Origin of the sequence: Xenorhabdus beddingii (assembly GCF_002127545.1) — a bacterium.
Lineage (GTDB): Bacteria > Pseudomonadota > Gammaproteobacteria > Enterobacterales > Enterobacteriaceae > Xenorhabdus > Xenorhabdus beddingii.
Genome location: NZ_MUBK01000003.1, coordinates 152,519 through 176,041 on the forward strand (window position 1 = coordinate 152,519; position 23,523 = coordinate 176,041).

The window sequence follows — 23,523 nt, forward strand, 5'->3', positions numbered from 1 at the left end:
GCTTCATTTTAGTTAGTACGAGAAGGTTATTTGGTTTTCAGTTCGGATAACCTTCTTTCTAAAAAATTAGTAACCATTCAAAATAATATATATGAAATTTATACCTCGTTTATCTCTTGGATGTTGGAAGCCTGCTCGTAACACTGAGATAGATTTTTTCTACCGTTTGATTGATACAGGCTTCTCTACATTAGATCTTGGTGAAGGTTACCAATTCTTTGGTAAAAATCACCACCGTTTGAATTTTCATAGGCTTTATATCAATCGAGATAAAATTAGAATTGTATATAAAATTGGTGCAAAGCAAACTCTCAGTGGAAATTGTCTATTTGAAGAAAATGAATGGGATTCTAACATCCAAACCTTTATAAGAGTAACGAATGCTGATTATATTGATTGTCTGATGCTATGGTCAATTCCAGAATTTGCTCAACTGAGATTAGTATGCCGTTGGATTATCAAAAAAATAATAAATGGAGAGATAAAGAGTTTTGGAATGTCAAATGTTTCACTACTACAGGTGGAAATTATGTGTGAAATTTTTCAAGAAGAAACTTCTTCCTCTCTATCTGAGATCCCCTCAATAATCCAGTTACGTTGCACACCGCTTATACCAGAATCACTTAACGCACTCAGTTTATATAAAAAAATGAATCTAGAGATACAGGCATATGGAATATTTCATTCAGGCCTTCTCTTTCAAAACCGTTCAGAAACACACTCACGTTATAAACAAGAATTCGAAATGATTTCTATATCAGATAATTATCATCATGACAAAAATGGGTATAACGAGCTTTTAAGGAAAACTATCAAGGAAGTTATATCTGCAGGTGCAACAACGTTAGTGTTATCTCCAAGAGATGATAATCAACTTTCAGAACTTCGGGGCATACTATGCGAGCTTTAATATTTGGCGCTGTAAACCAATTATCTAGTGGGATAGCTGAAAATTATATAAGTAAGTTTGAAAAGGTTTATCTAGCTGACATTAATCATAAGAATGCATATATAGAAGCTAAACAAGTAAGATGTGAGTATGTTAATTTTTCTGTTGATGTATTTGATGAAAATCTCGTTTGGAAAGCAATAACATTCGTTCAACCCACTCACATCTTAAATCTTGTGGGTGGCGGAGATTATGCTCTTATGAAAGATCTTTCAGTATCAGCTTTGCATAAGACACTTAATCTGAATTTTGTCAGTGCTCATATAATATCAGTTCAATTTCACCGTTATTTAGAAACAAATAAAAGTATTGGTAGCATAATTCATGTTTCAAGCGTTAATTCTGTATCTCCAGCAAGAGGATATGTCGCATATTCAGCTAGTAAAGCAGCACTTGAGGGATATGTTAGAGCCAGCGCTATTGAATTAGCGCCATGTCTCCGTATATATGCATTAAGAGTTGGCCCCGTAGAGCCAAACACTGAAGGACTCTCTGCGCAGTTAAAACGGCTATCTGTACCATTTCACTTGTTGGAAAAGCGCTTAACATTAGCACGAGATGTAGCACAAGTTGCCTTTGCCATACATCGTTATTTTCTTTGGGTTACTGGAGATATAATAACTGTTGATGGGGGATTATTACTTGGAAATGAAAAATAATAGAAAGAATCTTTTTCTTCTCTATCTTCTCTTTGGGTTTGTCTTCATTGGAAGTTGGTTTCCTGCAATGGTAATATACTCAAAAATTACATTTGACCAATCAGGTACATATTTTGAAAGTTTTGGAATTCTGATTTGTTCAATAATACCAATATTACTAACTGGAAATAGCATCGCAGCTATTATTTCAAAGATTGGAGTGTGTAAAACGGCTATATTAGGTTTACTATTTAATGGACTTATCGCATTAGCACTTATTTTTATGAATTCAAAAATTGCTATTCTCTTACTTGTAGCTATAGAATCTGTTGCATGGTCTATGGTTTATCCAATGAGGCCTATTTCTATTAAGAAATTATTTCCCAATGAATTGCAAAATCAGGTTGTTGCTGGTATATCTAGGTTGCGAGCTATTTCAGTGATTATATCCCCACCAATAGCAGCTCTCGCGATAAAACAGTGGACATTGGGAATTATAATGCTTGTCTTCTCAATACTCTGTATTGCTGCGATTTTCATAGTCATTTCTCTATGCCACCAAGTTGATGAGTATCCATCACTGACTTCTTCTAATGGTAGTCGCAATAATGTGTTTAAGGAGTTTATAATACATAGCAAACCGCTGAATATTATTGCAGGAGGAATGTTTATTGTTATAACATTTGATTTGATTTATCCATTGTATATTAGAGATTATAGTACTGGTGGTCTTGAGTCATTTTCTGCCCTCTTAATGTCTTTCGGTCTAGGAGCTGTGTTTTCTAGTATTGTGTTTCGTGTTCGTGAAGCAAAAAACTCAGTATTGTGGGGATTTCTTTCAGTAGGCTTAGGTCTCCTATTATATAAAATAATTACACCTATTCCAGTTGAAGCTTTACTCATCATTGCCTTTATCACAGGATTTTCTAGTACTTCTGTATTTATTTCGACGAATACTAATTTGCAAAAATCACCTCAATTTACAGCCAATACGGCTGTTGCTATGAATATGGCAACAGCCGTCGGGCAACTTGTTTCAATAGGTTTGGCATCTGTGATTTTTTTCTTTGAACCCAATTACTTTTTTATTGGTGTGATAACAATAATAGCTGTTGTAATTGTTATTGTTCCTTGGACACTCTCCAACTTTCTGCAATTTTTTAAGAGGTAGCTCATATGAAAATTGATGCAATTAAAACTACATCACTAGCTCGTGAACCAAAGTTACCAGATCGTTTTCTTGGTGGAACACTTGTTGGTTCAGGGCGGTTGTGTTCTGTTTTTCTGTCAGCCAATGAATACGGTCTTGATGTATATCTTCCATTTGACATAACTGTAACATGGAGAGGTGGCTGCAAATTTGATGTTGAAATAGAAAATGATGCAATATTGAAGTATATCTGGACGAGTGAAATGGAATCACTTATCAATATTCCATCTTACGTATGGTGTTCTAAGATTTCAGGGGTTCTTCAAATTGATGTTGGTTGGATTTGGCGCACTGATCCTGATGTGAAGCTATTACTTACAGGAGCAATAAATCAACCATCACCAGCTTATACAACACATGTTGGTATACTTGATTCTGATTGGTTTCATTTACCATCTACTGTCAATCTTCAATTTTTCCGTCAAGATGAGACAGTAGAGATAAAATCACAACACCCGATTGCCCGCTTAGTTCCACTAGTAAATTTTGAAGAAGGACAAAATATAGAACTAAAAACAATATCAATTAATGATGAGCCATCATTGCTTGAGCCATGGAAAAAATACATAAGAGAGGTTTATGGAAAATTTGATAGAAATCATACGAAACGAATACATCATGGTGTTTATTTACGTTGGAAAACTGAAATAGAATATATTTGCCCGGTAAAAAGTCAAACTTATGTCAAACGTTAGTATATTTAAAATGGATAATTGTAAACATTCCATACTCCCCAAAAATATCATAATATACTGTTTTTATTAAGAGTTAATATTTTTCATGAAATATACAAACCTTTATAGACCATTATATTACAGATATAGATGCGGGATTTTTAATATATATAATTAAATTATTTTAACGGTGTATTAAATAAATGACTAAGAAAACTGAAGATTATGGAATATATATAGTAGATGATTTATTAGAGGAAAGTGAGGCGAACCTTGTATTCGAACTGGCTAGAGCACAAATTTATAAAGATTATGAGTCTTTTTTTTCTTTTTTTCGCCCTAGCATATCATCTGGATACCGAATATTTAAACAAGAAGAACCCTTTGAAACACATGCTGATGTGAATAATCCTCTAAAACGTATCCCTTCAGGTACACCAATAGATACAATTATTCAAAACTCATTGAAGTTACTGCATTTTGATCTGATTACATCTAACGTCACATGCTATTTTGTCATTATGACTAATGGTTCTCATCATAGTTTTCATATAGATTCTAGTTATAAAGCTGCTTTTATCTATTATTTAGATACAGAATGGAATCCTAATAATGGAGGGGAGCTTATTATTTATCCTGATCTTAATATCTCACATGATGACTTTAGGTTAGCACTAATGGGTAAAAAGATTGTTCAGAACCGTTTTTGGGGAGTAGATGGGTTAGCAGTTGCTCCATTGTTTAATAGGTTAGTAGCCTTTCGTACAGGTATTCCACATAAAGTTTCAAAAGTTGAAGGATATTCAGGCATCGGGCGTATATCATTAACTGGTTTTATAAGATAATGATATTAAAATAAATTTTCATAAAAAGATAGGAGATATACAGCATGGATAAAAAAGTAATTAATATTGTAGGGATTGGATATTACCATACAGACATAAGTGCAGCTGGTCTAAATGCTTTAAGGACGTCCAATGCAATAGTTTCAAATTTTGAGATAGACGAGGACGATATAAAAAAATTTTCTCCTAAAAGCATAATTATTCGATTGAATGCTATGCCTACATTCTTAGAAGAACGATCAAACGTTTATAAAGAAGCGGCAAAGGAAATAATTGATATCGTTATAAAACATAGGGTTATTGCAATTCCTATACTAGGAAACCCTTATGTTATAGAAGGTATTGCCAATCAACTTTATTCTATTCAAAATTGTGATTTTAAAATTAATGTGTTTTCTGGCCCCTCAATAATTGATAAATTACTTATAGCGTTTCCATCCTTAATTACAGGCCAAGGGTTTCGCGTCTGGGATACTAGTAAGGCAACATTTTCAACTCGCTTAGATCCATTTGTTGATACTGTTCTGTTGCAGGTCTGTCGAGTTGGTTCTTCACGACATACTCTAGGGTGTATACCAAACAAAACTTGGTTTAGTAAATTGTTTGAATTTATCCAGCTTACTTATCCAGACAGTAGTCATTTATCACTCATCACACTCGGATTAGAAAATGAAATTAAAACAGTCAATCTAAATAAAGCCAATGATTTATATGAGTATTTAACAAATAAAACAACTATAATTATTCATAGCCCATTTAAAGAAATAGAAGATACAGAAATTGCTGTTATGTCTCGTCTTGTGACTCCATTAGATATCGCTATATTATAAAACTGTTTCCAAAAAAGGATATGTATACTTAATCTACTTCAAGATACAGATTTAACATGGATGATATCACTTAAAAATAAATATGTTAGTAAATTTATGGCCTGCATTTTGATCCCTCGTTACCTATGCAGCCTACCGTAGTCCGTCAAAAACTACTTTAGGCTGCCAGCAAGGCACTGCAGGAGCCTGATTTAACAGGCTCTTAATTCAATGCTTAATAACATAAAGATCTTTTGTGGATACCCTTCCCATAAGATCGGAATAATAGCCGCCGATATAGGGTTTAACTAATACCGCAGTAATGGGGTGATAAACCGGGATAATGGGGATATCTTTTTCCAGAATATCGAGCGCTTGTTGAAAGTCTTCTTGATTATTCGTTTCTCCGGCTTTATCAAGCCAATTATCGAAATTCTTATTGGTATACAATGAAAGGTTATTTGTTTGATTGGTTTTCAATATTTGCAAAAAAGACATTGGGTTATTATAAACACCAACCCATCCACTTCTGGCAACATCAAATTTACCCTGACGTTCATGATCCAGCATCACTTTCCATTCTTCCGCTTTCATATTAGCAATAACACCAAGATTCTTCTTCCACATCGCGGTTGTAGCAATAATAATCTTCTTTTGTGAGTTTGACGTGTTGAAAAGTAAATTAAAAGAAAGAGGGTGTTCTTTATTAAACCCAGCTTCACTTAATAATTGCCGGGCTTTTGCGTTACGTTGCTCTTGTGTCCATGAAGCATAATCAGGTTGTTTAAACTTAAAACCCCCTATTCCCGGCGGCAAAAATGTATAAGCAGGTATTTGACCTTGAGCAATAATCTTATTCGCAATGATATCTCTATCTAACGCAAGGTTTAATGCTTGTCGGACTCTAATATCATTAAATAAGGGTTTTTTATTGTTAAATGCATAGTAATAGGTAGCCAGTATCGGTGAAATATGAATTTGTGAGCCAATTTTTTTCTTTAATGATGCGAAGTAATCTATTGGGATCGTCAATGTAATATCTATCTCTCCAGCAAGATAACGGTTTAAATCTGAGGTATCTGATGACAGTGAAAGATAAGTCACTTTATTGATGACGGTGTTTTTATCATCCCAATAATAAGGGTTTCTCACGCCGACAATTTTTTCATTGATTTTCCACTCCGCTAATTTAAATGCGCCACTAGAGACAAAAAACTCAGGTTGAGTCCATTTATCACCCTGTTTTTCAACCGCTTTTTCGCTAATCGGAGAGGTAATATTAAAAGACAGCATGTGTAAAAAATACCCAACGGGTTTTTCTAACGTGACCTCCAATGTCGAGTCATTCAGAGCCTTGACGCCAAGCGCCTCCACTTTTTTCTTTCCGGCTAAAATCGCTTTAGCATTCATGACAGAAGCATCCACAAAATAGCTACCATAAGGAGAGTGTGTTTTAGGATCAGTTAAACGCCGCCAGCTAAACACCACATCATTAGCGGTAATGGGGGTCCCATCAGACCATTTGATCCCTTTCCTCAAATGGAAAACCCATGTTTTGTTATCTTTCGTTTCCCAGCTTACAGCCAATTTGGGGATGATATGACCTTGTTTATCTGTGCCCACTAATGTATCAAAAAAATCATTGATAATATTCATTGCTATATTACTTTCAGCCTTAGCGATATCCAATGAAACAGGATCTGCTCCATTATTACGCACAATTTCTTGCTTTTCAGCCAATTGAATATCGTTAGGAATAACCACACCATAAGATATCGGAATATGACCTAATGCCATAATTATAGAACAGATTAATGCTCTAATTTTTTTATGAGAAATTTTATTTAACATGTTATTTTCCTCTATTGCGGTGATGAGGTTTTGATTATTGAGAAAAAATTTATGTATGCCTAATGGATACATATCCATTTTACACTTCTCAAAAAATTAGCATGGAACTCATACAGTATCTATATTTTTATTGTCAAGCTGCAACTTGAAAAAGTGCAGCTTGACATTTATTGCCTATAATTATTTTCAATGTTCAATAATATAAAGGTCTTTTGTCAAATACTCGCCTCTTGTATTAATATAAAATCCGCCAACGTAAGGCTTAACCATATTATGATTTACATAAAAATAAATTGGAATCGCGGGCAAGTCTTTATTTAAGATATCTGATGCCTGCTGATAGTAAACTTTATCATTATTCTCACCGGCTTTTTCCAATAGCTTATCAAATTCCTTACTTTCATACAGGGATGTATTTTTAACATTATTAGATAAAAATATCGATAAGAATGCCATCGGGCTATTATAATCAGCAACCCATGCCCGCCGGATAACATCAAATTTACCCTGTTGCATATTATCCAACATGACTTTCCATTCTTGATTCTGCAAAACCGCATTTACACCAAGATTTTTTTTCCACATTGAAGCCACCGCAATGGCAATTTTTTTGTGTCCTTCCTGAGTATTATAAAGCAGGTTAAAGGTCAGTGGATTATTTTGATTAAATCCGGCTTCATTTAATAATTCTTTCGCTTTTGCAACACGCTGCTCCTGAGTCCATGCAGCATAATCAGGTTGTTTAAAATTAAATCCCCCGATATCGGGTGTCAGCATGGTATATGCGGGTAATTGCCCCTGCCCCAATATCTTATCAACAATAATGTTTCGATCTACCGCTAAACTCAGCGCATGCCTGACTCTGGCATCATTAAAGGGCGGTTTCTTATTATTAAATTCATAGAAATAGACTGCCGCTTTGGGAGAAATATGCACCTGATCAGGCAATGATTTTTTCAGTGATGGATAAGATTCTGCGGCAATCGTATTAGTGATGTCGATTTCTCCTGCCAGGTAACGGTTTAAAGTGGCTTTTTCTGAAGAAAGAGGCAGATAGGTGACTTTATTAATTACCGTATTTTTATCATCCCAATAAAGGGGATTCCTGACGCCGATGATTTTTTCATTGACCACCCACTCAGAGAGTTTGAATGGCCCGCTGCCCACAAAGACTTCCGGCCGGGTCCATTTATCACCCTGTTTTTTTACTGCCTTTTCGCTTATCGGAAACATCACCGGGTGGCCCAGCATTTGTAGAAAATCCCCAACCGGTTTCTCTAGCCTGACTTCCAGCGTTGTATCATCCAGCGCCTTTACCCCAAGTTCTTCCGCTTTTTTCTTGCCAATCAGTACCTCGTTCGCATTGATGACCGACGCATTTTCAAGATAACTGCCATAAGGAGAAACGGTATCGGGAACAACCAGTCGCCGCCAACTGAATACCACATCATGAGCCGTAATGGGTGAACCATCTGACCATTTGATGTCTTTTTTCAAATGAAAAATCCATGTCTTATTGTCCTTGGTTTCCCAACTGTCGGCCAACCTCGGCTCAATATCACCCTGTCTATTAACATAAATAAGGCCATCAAAAAAATCGTTAATAATATTGAATTCAACATCACTTGAAACTTTATGGGTATCCAATGAAGCGGGTTCTGAACCATTATTACGCACAATTTCCTGCTTAACGGCCAGTTTTGTTCCCTCAGGAACCACTGCCGCATAAGACAGTGAGCTATTTCCCCACATTAACGCCATGGCACAAGAGAATAGTTTTATTTTTCTCGCTCTTATTATTTCCAGCATGTTTTAACTCTCCATAATGATGTTTGTTCTTATTTGTCTATCATGAGCGCCTGTGTTAACAGGCGCTCATTTTTTCTAATGTTTAATAATGTAGAGATCTTTTGTGGATATATAATCCATTGGGCTTACATAGAATCCGCCGACATACGGTTTCACCATGTGATTAGCGACATAGTAATAAATCGGGATCACAGGCGTATCATGGTTGAAGATATCCATCGCTTTTTGGTAATAAGCCATGTCATTGGTTTCACCGGCTTTAATCACCATCTGATCAAAATCCCTGTTTTCATAGAGTGGGGTATTCAGGCTACTGCCGGTCAGGAAAGTATCCAAAAAAGACATTGGGCTATTGTAATCCGCTATCCATGCATATCTGACGACATCAAATTTACTCTGGTGCATATTATCCAACATCACCTTCCATTCCTGGTTTTGTAAGTTAGCCTGAACCCCCAGATTCTGCTTCCACATTGAAGTGGCAGCAATGGCAATCTTTTTATGTGCCTCCAGTGTGTTATAAAGCAGGTTAAATTTGAGTGGATTATTTTGATTAAAACCCGCTTCATTTAATAATTTTTTGGCTTCGGTAATTCGCTGTTCCTGTGTCCATGAAGCATATTCTGGTGGGGTTAATGCCATACCACCAATATTGGGAGGAAGAATACCGTAAGCGGGAAGCTGTCCCATCGCCAATACCTTATCCGCAATCACTTCTCTGTCTATAGCTAAACTTAATGCTTTCCTGACCCTGACATCATTAAAGGGCGGTTTTTGAGTATTAAAGGCGTAATAGTAAGTACTGAGCATCGGAGCAATATTCACCTGCTCGCCCAATGTTTTCTTTAATGAGGCAAAGGAGTCCAAGGGAATAGTATTAGTAATATCAATTTCACCAGCGAGATAACGGTTTAAAGTCGATTTTTCTGATGTCAGGGCAAGATAAGTGACTTTATTAATGACCGTGTTTTGATTATCCCAATAAAGAGGATTCCTGACGCCAATCACATATTCATTCACTTTCCAATCAGACAGTTTAAATGCACCACTGCCCACAAAAACATCGGGATGGGTCCATTTATCGCCCTGTTTTTTAACCACTTTCTCACTCACTGGAACCAAAACCGGATGGGTTAACATCTGCAAGAAATAAGCCACAGGTTTATCGAGTTTCACTTCCAGTGTCAAATCATCCAATGCCTTAACACCCAGTTCTTCCGCTTTTTTCTTGCCTGACATGATGTCGTTGGCATTCACGACATGGGCGGTTCCAAGATAACTGCTATAGGGGGATAATGTGCCGGGAGCAACCAGACGCCGCCAGCTAAATACCACATCCCGGGCGGTAATGGGTGAGCCGTCAGACCATTTGATCCCTTTTCTCAGATGAAAAACCCATGTTTTGTTGTCATCCGTTTCCCAGCGTTCCGCCAATCTGGGAATGATTTTGCCTTGATTATCGGTGTAAACCAGACCATCAAAAAAATCATGGATAATATTCAGTTCAACATTACTTTCTACTTTATGGGCATCCAAAGAGGCAGGAAAGGAGCCATTGTTACGCACAATCTCTTGTTTATCGGCCAATTCTATTCCCGGCGGAACGGTTGCGGCATAGGATGGGGCGATATTTGTCAATAGTATGCCTATCGAACAGGTCAGGATTTGGGTGAGCCTATTTTTAATTAAGCCCTCCATGATTCTTTTCATGTTTTCAATCTCCATTAATTGCTGTTTTTATTGTGACATTTCGCTACCATTCTTATTTAACGTATTATTCCAATTAACTTTGTTCAGTAATAACCGCCTGTTTTAACCGGCGGTTATTAACTCAAAACTAATGCTTAATAATATAAAGATCTTTTGTCGGAATATTTCCCATCGAGTCAACGTGGAATCCTCCGACATAAGGCTTAACTAATTTTACACGGACATAATAATAAACGGGGATGGCAGGAGATTCTTTATTGAGGATATCAATTGCTTGTTGATAATCGGCCGGGTCGTTGGTTTCATCGGCTTTTAAAACCCATTGATCAAATTGCTTATTTTGATATCTCATATGGTTATTCGTATTTCCTGAGGTGAAAATATCTAAAAAACTGGTCGGGCTACTATAATCAGCATTCCATGCGTATCTTGTCACCTCAAAGTCGCCTTGCGCCATGCTGTCATTCTGGGTCTTGCTTTCCTGATTTTGTAAAATCACCTCCACACCAAGATTCTTCCTCCATGCCGAACTGGCAGCAATGGCGATTTTTTTATGAGCGTCCGACGTGTTATACAGCAGGGTAAATTTAAGGGGGTTGTTTGCATTAAATCCCGCCTCACTGAGTAACGCTTTGGCTTTTGCAACACGCTGTTCTTGTGTCCATGAGGCATATTCAGGCTGCTTTAAATAAATCCCGCCGGCTCCCAGACTCACCACATCATAGGCTGGTTTTTGGCCATTAGCCAATACCTTGTCAGTGATAATATTCCTATCCAGTGCCAAACTCAGCGCCTGCCTGACCCGAATATCATTAAATGGCGGTTTTTGCGTATTAAACAGATAATAATAAACACTCATTATCGGCCTGACATGGAGTTGATCGCCAAATTTCTTCTTCACGGTTGGCAAGAATTCCGATGGCCCACCGTTGGAGATATCCATTTCTCCGGTCATATAACGGTTTAGATCCGCTTTATAATCGGATATTGGCAAGTAAGTGACTTTATTAATGACCGTATTCTTATCATCCCAATAATGGGGATTTCTGACACCCACGATCTTTTCATTCACCACCCATTCAGAGAGTTTGAAAGGACCATTACTGACAAAAAATTGTGGCAGCGTCCATTTATTGCCATATTTCTTGATAACCTGTTCATTCACGGGAGACAGGACAGGATGTGCCAGCATTTGCAGAAAACCCGCTTTGGGCCTTTCCAAGGCAATTTCTACCGTTGCATCGTCCAGTGCCTTGACCCCCAGCTCTTCCGGTTTTTTCCTGCCTGTCAACACATCACGGGCATTCACCACCTTGGCCTGAATCAGGTAACTCCCGTAAGGAGAAAGCGTATCAGGCGTGACCAGCCGCCGGAAAGAAAAGACCACATCATGGGCAGTCAGCGGGGTGCCGTCAGACCATTTAACGCCTTTTCTTAAATGAAAAATCCACGTTTTATGATCTTTCGTTTCCCAGCGTTCAGCCAGGGCGGGGATAATATTCTCCTCTTTATCTGTATCCACTAAGCGCGCAAAAAAATCCAGCAAAATATCAAATTCACTGCTACTTTCTGATTTATGCGGATCTAAAGAGCCGGGTTCAGAAAAATTATTGCGGGTAATTTCTTGTTTATCCGCCAGTTGCACGCCGGGAGGTATAATCGCCGCATAAGAGAAAGTGACACCGCCTAAAATGAGGCTGATAGAACAGAGGAATATTGTAGCTATTTTATTTTTTATTATGCTTACCTGTCTTTTCTGCATATGAGTGATCTCCATAACGGTTTCTATTATTAGATAATCTTTACCTATATCATTACTACCTTATATTTATCACTTTATAATAATCCCCTTATAACCCTTGCCAATATAAAAGTTACTGCATTAAGTTATATATTCGAGTAATTGGCGTTATTTTACAGACTTAACATTTATTCCAATGCAGAAGTGCAACGCATAACAATTTGCGTTGCACTTTTTTGTTTACGTTGCACTTTTGATCTGGATCAAACAACGGTTACAGTATCTTTGATCTAGGGGTTTTATCCACGATGATCTACGTTATCTTTTATCCCCGTCACATTATTTTGCCCCAATATCTGTAATCCGCTCTTGTTTCGGGTAATGAATCGGGGATTTCTCCGCAAAATATTTCACCACCGCCTCAATATCCGGCACGTTATAGACCGGATCGGTTCCCTCTTTAAAGACGGAGAAACGGCTTCCCCCGGTCGCCAGGTATTCATTGGCGGCCACGCGATATTTCGCTTTCATATCAATCGGCTTGCCATTGATTTTTATCGAATTGACGATAACGCGATCGCCCACGGGTTGGGTGCTGTCCCATGCATATTGAAGACTGTGTGATACCGCCAAAACCTGTGGACGTGAACGATCCCATTGTTGTTCCAGCAATCGCTTGATCTGTTCGCCCGTCAGTGTCTTGGTCACCATCATGTTGGAGAAGGGCTGGACGGTATAAATCGCGTTATACGTCACCTCTCCCGCATCCATCGGGGCACGAATGCCACCACTGTTGACGAACGCTATCTGCGCCCCACCATGTTCTTTGGCAGTGGTTGCATATAAATGGGCATCCGCGATCACTTTACCCAATGCAGATTCCCCGCCGGTACTGGTCTCTTTAGTCAGATTGCTTGCCAATTTACCAATAATACGGTTTGCCAGCGGCGTGGCTATTTTTTCGTAAGATGACAATAACTCAGTGATTTTCGGATCTTTGGCGTATTGACGGTTATCAACCCAGATATTTTTCGCCTTGAAATCCACCACATCTTTCGTGGTTTTATCCAGTTTCAGATCCAGTTGAGTCAGCAATGCCCCATTAGATTGCGCTGAAGTGACGGACTTACCATTAATCACGCAGTTATAAGCCTGATGGGTATGACCGCTGATCACGAAATCCACTTCTTGATCCAGATGGTTGACGATCTCCAAGACCTTACCTGTTACGTCATGACAGGCATTGACATCAATGCGCCCGCCATCACGTTTCTGCGCGGCACCTTCGTGGATCAAGACGCCTATCGCTTTCACCCCTTTTTTCTGCAATTCCGGCACCAAGGCGTTGATGGTTTTGACTTCATTGGAAAAAGTCAGTCCTTCAGTACCTTGAGGAGTCACAATGGCAGGGGTTCCTTCCAGCGTCAGACCGATAAAGGCAACCGGAATGCCATCAAATTTTTTGATGACATATTCAGGAAACAGGGTTTTGCCCGTTTCATTCACCGTGACATTGGCGGACAGGTATTGGAAATCCGCGCCCTTAAAGGGTTTTGACCCCTGACAGCCGGTCACCGGATGGCAGCCGCCATTTTGCTTACGCAGCAGTTCATCCCTGCCTTTGTCGAATTCATGATTGCCGACAGAAGTCGCTTCCAGTCCGGCAAGGGACAAGGCTTCGATACTGGGTTCATCATGGAACATAGACGAGAGCAACGGGCTGGCGCCGATCATATCCCCTGCGGCAACGACAATGTTGTTCGGGTTCTCTTGTTTCAACGCCTTAATCAAGGTAGCCATATGTTCAATACCACCCGGTTGATTAGGCCCCGGCGCTTTCAATGCGCCATGAAAGTCATTCAGGCCCAGCACCCGTACAGCCACAACATTTTCTGGATCATAGGCCGGTTTGGTTGCACATCCTGCCAACAATGCGGCACCTATCGCAATCGGAAGAAATTTATATTTATAATTCATTGTATGACCTCTTAACGTTCAGGCTTTGAACAATCAATCACTGCAAAATTTTTGCTGTAGCAGATATAGAATTCGTCACGAACAGTCTGCCTGCCCTTCGCCTTCACCGGGGAGAGGATGAGCAGGCATCAGGACTATTCCGTGCAGTACCGTTCAGGTTTATTTTTTCTCTGTCAGAGAGATTTGATAAATCGCAAAACCGATATCATCATTTTTCAAGTAGTTCATCGGATATTGAGCATGTGCTTTAATGAATTTTGCTGCTTGTTCTGATGGCGAAGTTTCGAAGCGTATATCCAGTTTTTTGTCTGTTTTAATGGGCAGGAATGACCAATTGTTTTCAGCCTGTGTCGATACGACACCCTTCTCTTTGGTGATTCTGGCAATGTAAGACGCCAAAATGGTCCGGTTTTCATCCGGTGAAGCAAATGCGATGTGATCCTCTCCGGTTCCCGCAAATTTACCGCCGTAACCACGGTAGTTATTGGTGGCAATCAGGAAAGTGGCTTTCGGATCAATCGGTTTGCCCTGATAGGTGACGTCTTTGATGCGGTTTGCATCTTTATTGATAAGCTGGCAGTCCGTGTCATATTTAGCGGGTTGGGTCAGGTCTATCTTATAGTCAACACCTGTGATGGTATCGAAGTTATAAGTGCGGAAACCCTCCCAGTTCAACAATTCCTGCGGTTTGCTGGACGTCGGGTCGATCCGGTTAAACATGCCCGCAGAGCATTCCAGCCATTCAACCACATCCGCACCCGTGGCTTTGACAACCACCAGTGTATTTGGGTAGAGGTACAGGTCAGCCGCATTACGGAAGGTCAAATCGCCTTTTTCCACTTCCACAAAGTCAGCCGGGGCATTTTTGCGGCCGCCCGCTTTGAAAGGTGCCGCCGCTGCCAGAATGGGAAGCCCATCCAGATTAGGATCGCCCTGAACGAAGCGTTTGGTGTAATCCACCTGCGCATCATTGACGATCTGAACGGTTGGGTCGCTTTGGATCAAAGCCAAATAGCTGTACATGTTGGCAGAGGCTTTACCAATGAATTTGCCAACGAAATCGCGGGTTCCCTGATGATCTTTTTCGATGAGGGAGGCCAGTTTGCCATCGCGTTCAACCCGCGCCTTTTTATGCACTTTATCATAGATAGGGCGGGCTTCTGCCTTGGCTGATTCGACTTTCCACTCGCCGCTGTCGTTATTGATCACCATATCAACCACGCCCAGATGATCGCCCCACTGTCCCGGCATCACGGCTGGGATACCATTAACCGTTCCATTAGCGACATCGACACCCTTGATATCGGCATATTCCTTACTTGGGAATACACCATGTGCATGACCAAACATGATGGCATTAATCTCAGGCACTTCACTCAGATAGTAAACGGAGTTTTCTGCCATTGCCTTATAAGGTTCTTGAGAAAAACCAGAGTGCGGAATGGCGATGATCAGGTCAGCGCCCTCTTTCTTCATTTGAGGAACAAATTTTTTCGCGGTTTCGGTAATATCATTGACAATGACTTTGCCATCCAGATTGGCTTTGTCCCAAATACTGATTTGGGGCGGAACAAAACCGATATAACCCACCTTAATCGTGTGTTCTTTGCCTTCCCGATCTTTGACTGGGGTATCGACGATAATATAAGGCGTAAAGTAGTTTTTGCCGGTTTTGGCATCCATGATATTGGCGTTGATATAGGGGAACCTGGCACCCGCAATGGCCTGTTTCAGGTAATCCAGCCCAAAGTTGAATTCATGGTTGCCAAAGTTACCCACGGTATAATTCATGGTGTTCATCAGTTGATGGGCCGGGTGGACATCCCCTTTTTTCAGCCCTTTTGCGGCCATGTAATCTGCAAGAGGGCTGCCCTGAATCAAGTCACCGTTATCAACCAAAATGGTGTTGGTTGCTTCAGCCCTGGCAGCCTTGATTAAGTTCGCAGTACGAACCAGACCAAATTGCTCCGTGGATTTATCCTTAAAGTAATCGAAGTCCATCAGATTGCTATGAATATCCGAGGTTTCCATCACCCGTAAATCAACGGTCGCCGCATTCACATTGAATGCCACCAACATTGCCAATGTTGATACTTTCAACATACTCTTCATCATGCTATGCCCCTCTAGAATGATTACGGGAGAGCCCAAGTGAGTTCTCCCCATGAAATTTTGCTTAAAAAGACAAACGTGCGCCTGCTTCCAGAATGGTTTGTTGGGTATTTTTGTAAGCCGGATTGTCACTACGGACATCATCATAGGCCGTTTCAACAAACAGGATCAGGTTATTGTACTTAGAAACCGCAAAGCGTTTGTCTAAACCGACCGTGTAGGTCTGTTTTTTATAGTTGAATGTGTTGGCGTCCCCTGCCCGCAGGTAATATCCCGCATACATGCCGCTGCCAATCTTATCCCAATGCCACTTTCCACCCAAACCGTATAGGTTTGCTTTCCAGTCGCCTTTAACCGATTTGCTCTGTAGGCTTGAGCTGCGGCCTTCCTGATAGATTAATCCTGAGTTTTTGGAACGCGCTACCCCATAATCCAAGCCCATGGAGAATTCACGTCCAGGGAAATAGTATTCCACGCCAAAAGCCAGCAGGCTATCTTGTGGAGAAGCCAGCCCGGCATCGCCGCTACTCTTCGCTTTACTTTCAGTTTCTATCGTTACCGGTTTTTTCCGCTCTCCTGTCGCCTGAGAATAACCCGCACTGGCTTCCAGACCAAAGTCCGATTTATAGAAACCGACTATTGAATAAGCGTGGCGAATATCACCATGATGACGTTCTTTATCATCACCGGATTGACCACTGTAAGTTGCCGCCAGGTTGAAACCTTTATAGCTATTGGTTTGAACGAAGAGCGTTTGAGGCAAACGGGTAAGGAAGTTGTTTTTGCCGACACCTTTACCGTCATAGCCGGTTGCGCGGCCCAATACGTCGCCGAAATAAAATACGCCGGTGTTGCCATAGCCGTAGCTGGATTTTCTCACCCAATCGATGGGAATATAAGTACGGCCAATTTGAAATTCACCCATGTCACGGTGAGAAGCCCCGATATAACCGACGCGGTTATACATCTCAAAACTCGTTTTGCGGTTCTCGCTGTTGGTCCTTTGGGTATCAGAACCCCACTCCATTTTGCCGAAGACATTAATCTCTTGAGTCAGTTCATGACTGGCAGCCACCCCGATACGGCTACCATCATCTTTGATGCGAATATCATGATTATCGCTGGTCACTGACGTTTTCATCCGAACCTGACCGGTCAAATCGACCTTGCTTCCTTTGTCGTTATATACCGTAACCGCATTGGCGCTGCCAGACGTGATCAATAACCCAATTAAAGTGACTAACGGCTTCATCTTGCTCATAATAAGACACCCACTAAATATTAAATTTAATAATCTGATTTTCTTTCAGGCAAAAGCTCGCTCTATCGCAGGCCAGTCTGCAATATCAATATATTGAGGACAATAAATGCCCGTCACGATCCTTTCGTCAAAAGAAAATCGTTCAAAAAAATGACTATGTTTGAATATTATTTAAAATAATCTCTGTTACATCTTCCTGTTGAGCGTTTTTATCAACATCAATATGGAGTCAGTAATCAAAAAGATTTGTGACAATAATGCGTTTTACTTTTAAGCCAGAAGACACTTGGAAAATGTATTTTTCTTCCCTTGCGCTTCTGAACCCTGTTTATTGCACATGCTAATAATAACCTAAAAAAACAATATATTTCGTGAAGAAATCCACATTAACGCAAATATATAGACAAATTATTACAATTATATGTGATAAAAATCACAAAATTTTGACAGTTATGATTTTCGACACAACATTCCATGATGAGAACCCGCAAAAAATTTTATTTATCATGCCATTGAAAACCCTTCATTTAGCCTGTTTTTTCTCCATCTTTTAATGATTTAATGAACTGTCTTTTTTATCACCTGAATAATTAACAAATTTAAAGTCAGATGCGATATTTCATTCACTGACGAATAAATATATTTTCAATGCAGTATAAGACATTTATTATAAATATAATGAATGGATTAATTCATTATTCCCATTATTACCCGTAACATGGAAAATAAATTAACGCATAAAGTTACATATTTAACTTAAGTCAACCTTTAATAAGTCCATCATATTTTGTAGATAGGATAAGTCAAACAAATAAAGAGGACATTCATTTATTATGATTATTCATATTTCAAGTTGCGGCTTTCTTGTTGGCTTTCATTCTCCGCTGCACGCAACTTGAAATCGATTAAGGATATTGGGTTAGTCTATGCCTGATGAAAATACGCAGTTACTGCTGTGGCCACAACCAAGCTGCACCACGCACCCCACTAGAATCACCATGTAGCGCTTTTCTGATCGGCGTAGCGCACTCTCCACCAAAAACCCACTCTTTGACGAGATCGGGCAAAGTTTGGTAGAGGCGATCGACGTTACTCATGCCTCCCCCCAAGACAATCACATCGGGATCAAGCAGATTAATCACTTGTGCCAAAGCCCGAGCCAAACGCCTTTCATAACGCTGCATTGCCAATTCTGCCCACTGATCTCCCTGTTCCAGGGAGGCGATAATTTCGTGACCTTTTTTATTGACTCCACTTAAGAGAAGGTAATCTTGCGTAAACCCGGTCCCCGATACAAACGTTTCGGTACATCCCGGCTTGCCACAAAAACAACGGACTTCGGCCTGATACGCCCGATCTTCTTCATCCATCCACGGTAACGGGTTATGTCCCCACTCTCCGGCCAGCCCATTCCCGCCCGCATGAACCCGGCCATCAAATGCGATCCCTGAGCCACAGCCCGTCCCAATGATAACGGCAAAGACCATTGGCATTCCCGCGCCTGCACCATCAGTGGCCTCTGATACCGCCAAACAGTTTGCATCATTGGCAATACGCACTTCACGCCCCAACAGCGCAGCGATATCCTTATCCAGTATTTGCTCATTCATCCAAACGGAGTTGGCATTTTTGACTTTTCCGGTAAAAGGCGAAATGGCGCCAGGAATGCCGATCCCTACGGTTCCCTGCTGCCCGGTTGCCTGTTCCGCATCGTGAATCAGCCCAACAATGGCTTGCAATGTTTTTTGATAGTCGTTACGGGGGGTATCCACCCGTTTGCGAAATTGCTCTTCACCCTGATCACCCAATGCGATCACTTCAATCTTAGTCCCACCCAGATCAATACCTATGCGCATAGCTTACCTTTTCTATTTATACCGTTGCTGTTTAATACTATGTTAATACTATGGGGCTTTTTATTATCCAGAGCAGAGTATATCTCCGGCATTTGGGCCGCGCCTCCAATATATCCCTTCCGGTGTGATGGTAAAATTATCGACCTTGACGCACTTGTGGCGGTTCTGGATTCGAACCCCATATTAACCCCCAAAAAACGGTAACCATTGTTGACAAAAAACTCTTGACTGGTTACTATTGTTACCGACTGGCTATTTTGGTCAACAGCGTTCTTTTACAAAGTGAGACTGAGTTTGAAAGGAGTGTTGTCTATCGCGTATCACAAAAACAAAGAAATTAGCGCGGCAATTGCATATGCCGTGTCTCAAGGCTGGATCTACGTTAAACGTAAGGGAAAAGGCCATGCAGTGGGAATTTTGCGCTGTGGTAATGAAGATAAATGCCACCAAAAATCAGTTTGGGGAACACCGGAAAGTCCTCAAGACCACGCGAAAGACATCATCTCATTAGTGGATAAATGCCAATAATACTCAGGCCGTCAATCGGCGGCCTTTTTCTTTAAGTCTCACACCTCCCTGACAGGAAATTAACGATGAAAAAATACAGTTTCGATATTGTGGTAGGCGGAAAGAAAATCACTACCGACGATAGTTTATTTGATATATCAGATGCGTTGTACGAAGCGGGATGCAGCGACGCACATCCAGCCGCATACAACGGCACACTTTATGTTAACTTTACACGCACTCGCGAAAGTTACTCAAAGGCCGTGATGTCTGCGATCTCTGACATTGAGTCTGTTTCTGGTTTAGTTTGTCTGTCTGTAGATATTGGTGATGTGGTCAGTTTAAGTGACGCTGCCGAACTGGCCGGCACCACTAAGGCCGCGCTATCTCGATACAACAAGGGTAGCCGTGGAAAAGGGGATTTCCCAACACCTATCCTGCGTGTAGACAGTCAACGCCCATTATGGTCTTGGGGCGATATTGCGGAATGGCTGGCAAAAAATAAGATCATAGACAACGAGTTGGTAGAGCAAGCGCGTATCACTGGCTCTATTAATACCGCCCTATCAATCCGAAATACTAACGCAATGGTCGCGGTGTCTCAATTTTTGGATGAACTGAATAATAACCATGCGTTAGTTTCCGTATAAATAATAATAACGCCTTTAAAGTCTCACAGTTGGCCATCATTAGATGGCTTTTTTTTGTTCAAAACGCAGTATTCCATCCGTTGATAGCTTAACTTACATACCTTCTACCTACTTGTATGGAGTTTATTAAGAAATATCTGAAGGGTTGTATCGACTGTGGCTGATCAACCTGAACGCAATGCCGGGGAGGATGTCAAATGAAACGGATGAAGTACTAGGGCTTCATCACATGATTCGTTATTATGCCCCCTTATGTTTGAGATGACCTTTATCACGATACGCAACAATATGGGGTAACTGCATGTTATGGTTCAAAAATTTAATGATTTACCGTTTAAACCGAGAGATATCTCTTTCTGCGGATGAACTGGAAAAACAATTAAGCCCATTGGCATTCACCCCGTGTGGCAGTCAGGATATGATGAAAACGGGTTGGGTTTCGCCAATGGGTTCTCACAGTGAAGCGCTGACCCATGCTTCCGGCAATCAGATCCTGATCTGCGCGCGTAAGGAAGAGAAAATGCTGCCTTCGCCTGTCATTAAGCAAGAATTACAGGCCAAAATCGCCCGTCTGGAAGGTGAACAGCACCGTAAGCTGAAAAAAACAGAAAAGGATTCTTTGAAAGATGAAGTCATCCACACACTGTTGCCAAGAGCCTTTAGCCGTTTCAGCCAAACCTATATTTGGATCGATACCGTCAACCATTTGATCATTGTTGATGCCGCCAGCGCAAAACGCGCTGAAGATAATCTGGCATTATTGAGAAAAACTTTGGGTTCATTGCCCGTCGTTCCGCTGACATTCACCGACCCTATTGAGTTGACCTTAACGGAATGGGTGCGTTCAGGTCATTTGCCTACCGGTTATGCCCTGATGGATGAGGCCGAGCTGAAAGCCATTTTGGAAGAAGGTGGCGTTATCCGCTGTAAGAAGCAAGCATTGGTATCAGACGAAATTGCGGCACATATTGAATCCGGCAAACACGTCACTAAACTGGCATTGGATTGGGAAGAGCGCGTTCAGTTCATGCTGTCAGATGATGGCGCTTTTAAACGCATCAAATTCAGCCAAACCTTACGTGATCAAAACGATGATATCGATCGTGAAGATGTTGCCCAACGGTTCGATGCCGATTTTACCTTAATGACCGGCGAATTAAGCGCACTCATCAAAAACACCATTGAGGCACTGGGCGGCGAGGCGGAAAGATAATAGACATAAAAAGATAAATAAAAGACGAACTGCCTACAACAGTGATATCCAGTGAGGCAGTTCGACAAGACAATTGACCCTGTTTTTTTACCCTGTCTTCATCCCTATTACAGTTTCAATCAGAAACGGTAAACCAGACCGACACCAAAGACATCATCGGTGTTGATCTTAGTCTGCTTGGTGAAATCATTGTCTTTCAGCAAGTTGAATTGATATTCAGCATAGGTGCCCATATTTTTGTTGAAATCATAGAAAGCACCGACTGAAACATACTTCACCAAATCTTCAGAATTATTGGCTGCCTGTGTGCCCTGATCAGCCAAATCCTTGCCCAGATCTTTACCTTTGGAATAAACAAAACCAATGGATGGACGCAGGCCAAAATCAAACAGATATTGGGCGGTCAGCTCGATGTTTTGGGTCTTATTGGCAAACATCGTGTACTTGTCCACAGAACTGCCAAATCGGGTTAAGTTATGGGTTTCACTATACATGGCCGCCAGATAAACGTTATTTTTATCATATTTGGCAGAAACACCCCATGCTTCAGCTTTATTCCCTTTAGCCAGTACGTTAGCCTCAGCATTCCCCTGTTTTTGGTCCAAAGTACGGTTGGAGTTGCCATAGGCCGCACCAATACTCAGACCGTTATCAAAATCATAGGAGCTGGAAAGACCAAAACCATCACCGTTCTGCCTTGAAATATCACTGCGACTATTTCGAGTACCACCGTCATTTTTGGCTTGATACTGCAAGGCAAAGTTCAGGCCATCCACCAGACCAAAAAAGTCGGTATTACGGTATGTTAGTAATCCTGTCGAACGCCCCATCAGGAAATTATCGGTTGCTGCCATGGAATCACCACCAAATACCGGCAGTGCATCCGTCCATGAGTTGACATCATAGACCACCCCCATATTACGGCCATAATCCAGCGAACCGTATTTATCGACTTTTAAACCCGCAAAGGCATAACGTGTTCTGGTATTTTTACCGCTTTCCGTTTCCACGTCATTGGCGCCCATATTAAATTCCCAACGCCCGTAACCAATGAGTTTATCTGTAATTTGGGTTGACCCCTTAATACCTATACGGCCAACGGAACCATCACCAGACTCTGTATTTGATTTGGAGAATGTTCTCTGGACATCCGCTTTTCCATATAAATCAACTTTATTACCATCCTTATTATAAATCTCAGCCGCATTTGCAGCCCCTGCGATGAGAAGTACCGGAAGTGCCATTGCTATTGCGTTGTGTCTTATCATTATCATGATCCTCATTGATATTGTTATTTTTCACCACCGCCAAGAAACTCATATTCCAAGAAATATCTTTTTTGGAATAAATAATCAGGTGAGCGGAATTTGTGTTGTGTTACATGAGCATGTTATCTATATGTTAAATATGTAACATGCAATAACGATACTAAGATTTAATGCAACCATTTGCTAACAAAAATTAGCAAAAAATGCCATCCTGTGACGAAAATCACGCTATGAGTATAAACGCAGTAACTTTATGGTCTTAATTATGAAAATAAATTACTAAAAACAGTTAGTTATAAATGTTAGGTAGATTAATAAAAAATAACCCTGCCATCATTGAAGTTTTTTTTCATTTTAAGGTTTATTTTTTCACTTCACGTCGTGTTTTTTACGATCCTCCATCATAGATTCAGTGACAATAACAAATTGATATTATTGACAAG

18 protein-coding genes are annotated in these 23,523 nt (G+C 40.6%); 9 read left to right on the top strand and 9 right to left on the bottom strand.

What is annotated here, in order from left to right; all coding sequences use genetic code 11:
* Positions 1–91: 91 nt before the first annotated feature.
* The 6 genes from Xbed_RS03065 (at position 92) to Xbed_RS03090 (ending at position 5,146) form a co-directional block, all read left to right on the top strand.
* Positions 92–910, top strand: coding sequence for an aldo/keto reductase (locus tag Xbed_RS03065; RefSeq protein ID WP_086111481.1), 819 nt, complete (start codon positions 92–94; stop codon positions 908–910).
* Entirely contained in the window at positions 898–1,608 is a 711-nt protein-coding gene (locus tag Xbed_RS03070) for an SDR family NAD(P)-dependent oxidoreductase (protein WP_086111482.1), read from the top strand. Before Xbed_RS03065 ends, Xbed_RS03070 begins: the two co-directional genes overlap by 13 nt.
* The gene (locus Xbed_RS03075; protein WP_244182397.1) at positions 1,598–2,758 is read left to right on the top strand and encodes an MFS transporter; all 1,161 of its coding nucleotides are present in this window, start codon (positions 1,598–1,600) and stop codon (positions 2,756–2,758) included. The genes Xbed_RS03070 and Xbed_RS03075 overlap by 11 nt, the downstream gene beginning before the upstream one ends.
* Positions 2,759–2,763: 5 nt before the next feature.
* The gene (locus tag Xbed_RS03080; protein WP_086111484.1) at positions 2,764–3,492 is read left to right on the top strand and encodes a DUF6065 family protein; all 729 of its coding nucleotides are present in this window, start codon (positions 2,764–2,766) and stop codon (positions 3,490–3,492) included.
* 182 nt (positions 3,493–3,674) lie between these two features.
* The gene (locus Xbed_RS03085; RefSeq protein WP_086111485.1) at positions 3,675–4,316 is read left to right on the top strand and encodes a 2OG-Fe(II) oxygenase; all 642 of its coding nucleotides are present in this window, start codon (positions 3,675–3,677) and stop codon (positions 4,314–4,316) included.
* 44 nt (positions 4,317–4,360) lie between these two features.
* A complete protein-coding gene (locus Xbed_RS03090) occupies positions 4,361–5,146 on the top strand; it encodes a hypothetical protein (protein WP_086111486.1) in 786 nt (261 codons plus the stop codon).
* 207 nt (positions 5,147–5,353) lie between these two features.
* Here the strand turns inward: Xbed_RS03090 and Xbed_RS03095 are convergent, their stop codons facing one another.
* From Xbed_RS03095 to mak, 8 genes are all read right to left on the bottom strand, one after another.
* On the bottom strand, positions 5,354–6,976 hold the full coding sequence (locus Xbed_RS03095) for an ABC transporter substrate-binding protein (RefSeq protein WP_086111564.1): 1,623 nt from the start codon (positions 6,974–6,976) through the stop codon (positions 5,354–5,356).
* A gap of 186 nt (positions 6,977–7,162) precedes the next feature.
* The gene (locus tag Xbed_RS03100) at positions 7,163–8,785 is read right to left on the bottom strand and encodes an ABC transporter substrate-binding protein (protein WP_086111487.1); all 1,623 of its coding nucleotides are present in this window, start codon (positions 8,783–8,785) and stop codon (positions 7,163–7,165) included.
* Between the two features lie 75 nt (positions 8,786–8,860).
* On the bottom strand, positions 8,861–10,495 hold the full coding sequence (locus Xbed_RS03105) for an ABC transporter substrate-binding protein (RefSeq protein WP_086111488.1): 1,635 nt from the start codon (positions 10,493–10,495) through the stop codon (positions 8,861–8,863).
* A gap of 127 nt (positions 10,496–10,622) precedes the next feature.
* Entirely contained in the window at positions 10,623–12,257 is a 1,635-nt protein-coding gene (locus Xbed_RS03110) for an ABC transporter substrate-binding protein (protein WP_244182393.1), read from the bottom strand.
* Positions 12,258–12,575: 318 nt separating this feature from the next.
* Positions 12,576–14,213, bottom strand: a complete 1,638-nt coding sequence (locus tag Xbed_RS03115; RefSeq protein WP_086111490.1) for a bifunctional metallophosphatase/5'-nucleotidase — start codon at positions 14,211–14,213, stop codon at positions 12,576–12,578.
* A 159-nt stretch (positions 14,214–14,372) separates the two neighbouring features.
* The gene (locus Xbed_RS03120; RefSeq protein ID WP_086111491.1) at positions 14,373–16,328 is read right to left on the bottom strand and encodes a bifunctional 2',3'-cyclic-nucleotide 2'-phosphodiesterase/3'-nucleotidase; all 1,956 of its coding nucleotides are present in this window, start codon (positions 16,326–16,328) and stop codon (positions 14,373–14,375) included.
* Positions 16,329–16,389: 61 nt separating this feature from the next.
* The gene (locus Xbed_RS03125) at positions 16,390–17,586 is read right to left on the bottom strand and encodes a porin (protein ID WP_086111492.1); all 1,197 of its coding nucleotides are present in this window, start codon (positions 17,584–17,586) and stop codon (positions 16,390–16,392) included.
* Between the two features lie 947 nt (positions 17,587–18,533).
* Entirely contained in the window at positions 18,534–19,442 is a 909-nt protein-coding gene (gene mak, locus Xbed_RS03130; protein WP_086111493.1) for a fructokinase, read from the bottom strand.
* A 306-nt stretch (positions 19,443–19,748) separates the two neighbouring features.
* Between mak and Xbed_RS03140 the strand changes: the two genes are divergently transcribed.
* The 3 genes from Xbed_RS03140 to rdgC all read left to right on the top strand — a co-directional run bounded on the left by Xbed_RS03140 (position 19,749) and on the right by rdgC (position 21,812).
* Positions 19,749–19,970: a hypothetical protein gene (locus tag Xbed_RS03140; RefSeq protein WP_339373820.1), complete on the top strand. Its 222-nt coding sequence runs from the start codon at positions 19,749–19,751 to the stop codon at positions 19,968–19,970.
* 65 nt (positions 19,971–20,035) lie between these two features.
* Positions 20,036–20,599, top strand: a complete 564-nt coding sequence (locus Xbed_RS03145; RefSeq protein ID WP_086111495.1) for a hypothetical protein — start codon at positions 20,036–20,038, stop codon at positions 20,597–20,599.
* Between the two features lie 301 nt (positions 20,600–20,900).
* Entirely contained in the window at positions 20,901–21,812 is a 912-nt protein-coding gene (gene rdgC / locus Xbed_RS03150; RefSeq protein WP_086111496.1) for a recombination-associated protein RdgC, read from the top strand.
* 119 nt (positions 21,813–21,931) lie between these two features.
* On the opposite strand, the gene Xbed_RS03155 is transcribed toward rdgC, so the two are convergent.
* The gene (locus Xbed_RS03155) at positions 21,932–23,080 is read right to left on the bottom strand and encodes a porin (RefSeq protein WP_086111497.1); all 1,149 of its coding nucleotides are present in this window, start codon (positions 23,078–23,080) and stop codon (positions 21,932–21,934) included.
* Positions 23,081–23,523 lie beyond the last annotated feature (443 nt).